At 56.5% G+C, this 4,168-nt stretch carries 2 protein-coding genes and 1 pseudogene; all 3 read right to left on the bottom strand.

What is annotated here, in order from left to right; translation table 11 throughout:
• Window positions 1–140 precede the first annotated feature (140 nt).
• Window positions 141–3,509, bottom strand: a complete 3,369-nt coding sequence (locus ESZ60_RS20280; RefSeq protein ID WP_134682461.1) for a DEAD/DEAH box helicase family protein — start codon at window positions 3,507–3,509, stop codon at window positions 141–143.
• An 81-nt stretch (window positions 3,510–3,590) separates the two neighbouring features.
• Window positions 3,591–3,677, bottom strand: a pseudogene (locus tag ESZ60_RS20275) (IS5/IS1182 family transposase); the annotation flags it as partial.
• A gap of 51 nt (window positions 3,678–3,728) precedes the next feature.
• On the bottom strand, window positions 3,729–4,168 hold a 440-nt coding region (locus tag ESZ60_RS20270; protein ID WP_245155804.1), incomplete at its 5' end, for a transposase.

Raw genomic sequence — 4,168 nt, 5'->3', positions numbered from 1 at the left:
TCATCCGCTGCTGCGCGACCTTGCTCGCGGCATCACGCGGCGGTCCCCTCTTCACTGTCGATGACTGTCCCATCGGCTGTTCCTCCTTCCCGAAAATAGCACGGAAAGAAGGTTAAGTGGACACCCAGGGCGGCTCAGTTTCAGTGCTCACCAGCTCCGCCTGAAAAGAACACCACCGAAACTCGCCGTCCGATTTCTGGCTCATGATCTCTCGAGAAAAGCTCTGCTTCCTCGATAACCTTGGACATTTTTTGATGTACTTCCTCACCGCCGCGAAGGTCACTTTCGAGTGACTGCAAAATCGCCTGAATAGCGATGTACCCTTTCGGTAGGTCTTCATATGCGAAGCTGTCCCGCACCTCCTTTTTAGCTTTTTCCCAGTAAGGGTCGAGCAACCTACTCCAAGCCTCGCAAATCATTTCAACAGCGGATAGGGACAGGTGACCAAACATCTGTCCATCGTCGAGATCCCTGTCAGTCCGCCGACTCACAAACTCAGCGCACGCCTTCATTAGGCTTTCAACGCGTGCCGGGCGCAGGTCCCATTCTGCAAGCCGTCCAAGCTGCTGCGAGACGGTCTCAAGCGCGCTAGCCAAATCCTGCTCTGACATCGTGGTCCGTTCCATGCCGAGACGCTTTGTCCTCTCGTATGCGAGCTCGAGGGTCTTGGCGCAAACCAGTTGAGAACGCTCTAATATCACGCCAGTCTCAGAGTTCCGCAGCAGCAGCAAACGCGGGGGAAAGAAGCTGCTCGGTTTGGCGACGCCCTGAAGATGCAGCGCGGTGAAACGCTCTCTGGCGGACAGAAGTGCCAATTCCGCGCCCCAGGTACCCTCGATTCTGGCCTTGCTGATGAGTGCAAAACGCTCAAGAGATATTTTCTCTTTGGTACGGGTGAGGACGTCGTGAAAATTGTTGTCCCGCAATCGCCTGGGCGACCCCAGGTATCGTGAAACGCTCTCCAGGATCACTTCCGTATCGTCCGAGCCAACTTCCTGTACGGCATCAACCACCTCTTCACCCGCGAGTGTGCGATAGTTCGCGATCCGGTTGGCCACCTTCTCGTCTGATGCAAATTGACCGACCGGAATGTCGACAAGGTGATAGTTAACGATTCCGTATTCGCTGTCGATGCGGTCGATACGCCCCAAGCCTTGGATGAGCTCCTTCAAGTTCGACGTGATACCGAGGAGAACAAGTGTGTCGGCAGACTGGAGATTAATACCCTCAGCCATTTTGTAAGTAAGGAAGACCGAAGCTGGCCCTCTCGGCGCGTTCTTCCCGCCGGGGCGGAAGTAGGACTCAACAGACTTTCCGTGTGTAATCCGCAGGAACCCATCCGGACCGTTGCCAAAGACGGTCTTTACGGCCCTCTCATCACCTTTGGTCTGGTTCCCAACAACGAAATTCGTGTGGTGACCGCGGCGGGAAAGCGCCTCAGCAAAGATTTCGAGCGTGTCCGTGCGCTCAGCGAGAAAGACAACCCGATCCTTTTGCTGCTGGATGCGACGGCACGCGTCATATCGCTTCTCGTCAAGATCGCGCAAAGATTGAGAAGCGAGTTTCATGGCTAAGGCATTGCACGTCTCGGGCGCAGCCAACGCATCGATACCAAGCTGAGCAAACATGTCGGCTTGAGCAGGGTGCAGTGCTCGTCGCTTGCTTGTGGACCCTTGTTCAAACTCCCGCAGCCACTTTCCGATAACGCCATGGGACATCTCCCACGCTGCCTGCGCGGCATTCACCCGAAGGATGTTGAGCAGATTACGGATATAGAGCTGATCCTGGGTACTCTGCTGCGTCTTGACGTGGCCGAACCGGCTCTTCTCGACCGCCGTAACCCTGCCGCCGGGAGCAAGTTGATTACAGAGCCGAACGATATCGTCGAGAAGAGCCTTTTGCGGTTTCGTGAGCGCGAGTGTCTTGGGCCGCCTGTGATTGGCGAGCTTTGGGTAATTGTGTGTGGAGCGATCCACATCCTCGCCGATGCATCGGCGCTGGCGGCGCGCTAGAAATGGCGAAATTAGCTCGGAGAGTTCCGTGCGTGCCTGCCTAGATAGAGCGGTTTCCGGTTCGGACAGTACCGCAAGTGACGTCTTTTGATCGAAGATGCCAGTTGAGCGTTGCATCTCCCGTTCGAACAGCTCACCCATCGCTTGAATGTAGTCTGGAGTCATGAAGATGGAGGCGCGCATCTCTTGCATATGGGTCAGCCAGTCGACGTCGCGATTGCCAAGAAGCGTAGCAGACAAACAGACGTTCCAGCTCGGTGGCGCGAGTTCGATCGCCGTCGCCATCTGGGAAGCCTGTTGAAATCCGGGCGTCACTGTATGGCTTTCGTCAATGATGAGTACGCCGAACTGATCGAGCCTCAGACCGGACTGGCTGTCATCGCCGGCCCCTCTCAGACGTTTTTTGGACAGGGTTGTGTTCGCTATAGCCTCGAGAGAGTTTGTGGCGTGCTTCTGCCAGCTGGGTATTACTTTCGGCGGCGCTATTACAGCCGCGTTCTTCCTAGCGACGCCATGCACGGGAGAACGGGGAATTACCCGCGCAAATGTTTCCGACAAGGCTTCCCCCAAATGGCAGCCGATCTCGGTCTTGCCTGAGCCTGTCGGCGCTTCCACGAACGCAATGCCGTGATCGTACGTGATAGCGCAGGCCTCGTAAGTCAGTTCCTGCTGGTACTCGTACAGCGTATGGCCGGTGATCTCACGGCGCCCACCAGTGAGCCAAGGCTCGAAGCCCTTTTGCTCCGAGATCATTCGCGCCATGGCGTCTTCCGCCGTGGCGGGTTTTATCAGCTTATCGAGAATCTCGAGCGCTTCTGCGGTCCAATCAACAGATACGTCCCAGATCTGTTCGGCTGCTCTGGTACGCTCATGCTGCAGCTTATGCGAACCGGCGTCCAGACCATCCGCGTATTCGATGTTGCTGAACAGCCCCGAGCGCGAAAAGTTTGCTGATCCCGCTACGGCACCGCCCCGCGAACTCACGATCTTGGCATGCATTCGGCGATCCCCCGAGATCCCCAGACCGGCCTGGGCCAATACAGGGTCAAAGACGCGAAGCTGAATTTTGCCTGTCTGTATCGCCCGTTTTGCCAGAACCGCGAGCAGGTCATGATCATCTTCGACCTGCAGGCCTGACCGCTCCAGCCAGTACAGCTTCATCTCTTCGGTGACTTGCCTTTGTTTTGCCAACCGTCGAGAGTTTGCCGTGTCGATCCCGAACGATATCCGAATCCGGATTTCGGCATCAGTGTCAGGGTCCTTAAGTTCCTTTACCTCCCTCATCAAAATGGCGAGCGAAGATAGAAAGTCTTGATAGCCGGTCACGATCAGGCAGTCGCCAGACGTGATGTGTGGACGGTAGAGGTCAATTACAGAACGATTGATATTGGTCCCGACCTTGGGCGCAGCCTCAAAATCCGTTTCAGTCGACCCAGTGGACTTAGGTCCGTCAATGGTTTGCGGCTTTGAACGAAGCCAGCGCGGGAGCGGAAACAATGGCGAATACCGGGTTAAGCGCGTTTCGTAAAGTATGATAGGTGTTTCGAAGCTACAGCAATCACTCTTTAGCGTCAGTATTCATAACCGGAAGATGACGAGTGCGGCGAGGGCGATGGCCGAAAGGGTGACCTTCGGGCACCAGTCATAGCGGTTTGCCCATTTGCGGGAGTGTCCTGAACTTCGTGTATCTGGCCCGGCCCATGCGGTTTGGGATACTCAAGCGTCGAAGCGCTCGCCGAACATCATGGCGAACTGGTTGCGGGCCGCAAACCATTCCCGGACATTTCGGCCGTCCTTCTCGAAGTTGCGGATGGCCGGATAGATCAGCTTGGTCGCGGCCTCGTGGGTCGGGAAGGAACCCCTCGTCTTGATCGATTTCCCGATCACGCGGTTCAGGCTCTCAATGGCCTTGGTCGTGTAGATGATCTTGCGGATCGCCGGATCGAAGCCGAAGAACGGGATCACTTCCTGCCAAGCCCTGCGCCGGGCCGGGGCGATAGACGCGTATTTCTCCGCCCATTTTTTCTCGAAGGCGTCGAGCTCGACTTCGGCCATATCGGCCGTCGGGGCGCTGTAAATCCGGCGCAGATCGGTGGTATGAGGAGGATCAGAAAACAGTCCGGGGGACTGTTTTCCCGACGATTGGCCCTTGCGGT

This window comes from Paracoccus ravus, assembly GCF_004522175.1.
In the GTDB taxonomy this organism is placed as follows: Bacteria; Pseudomonadota; Alphaproteobacteria; order Rhodobacterales; family Rhodobacteraceae; genus Paracoccus; species Paracoccus ravus.
This window is presented reverse-complemented; position numbering and strand designations above follow the sequence as displayed.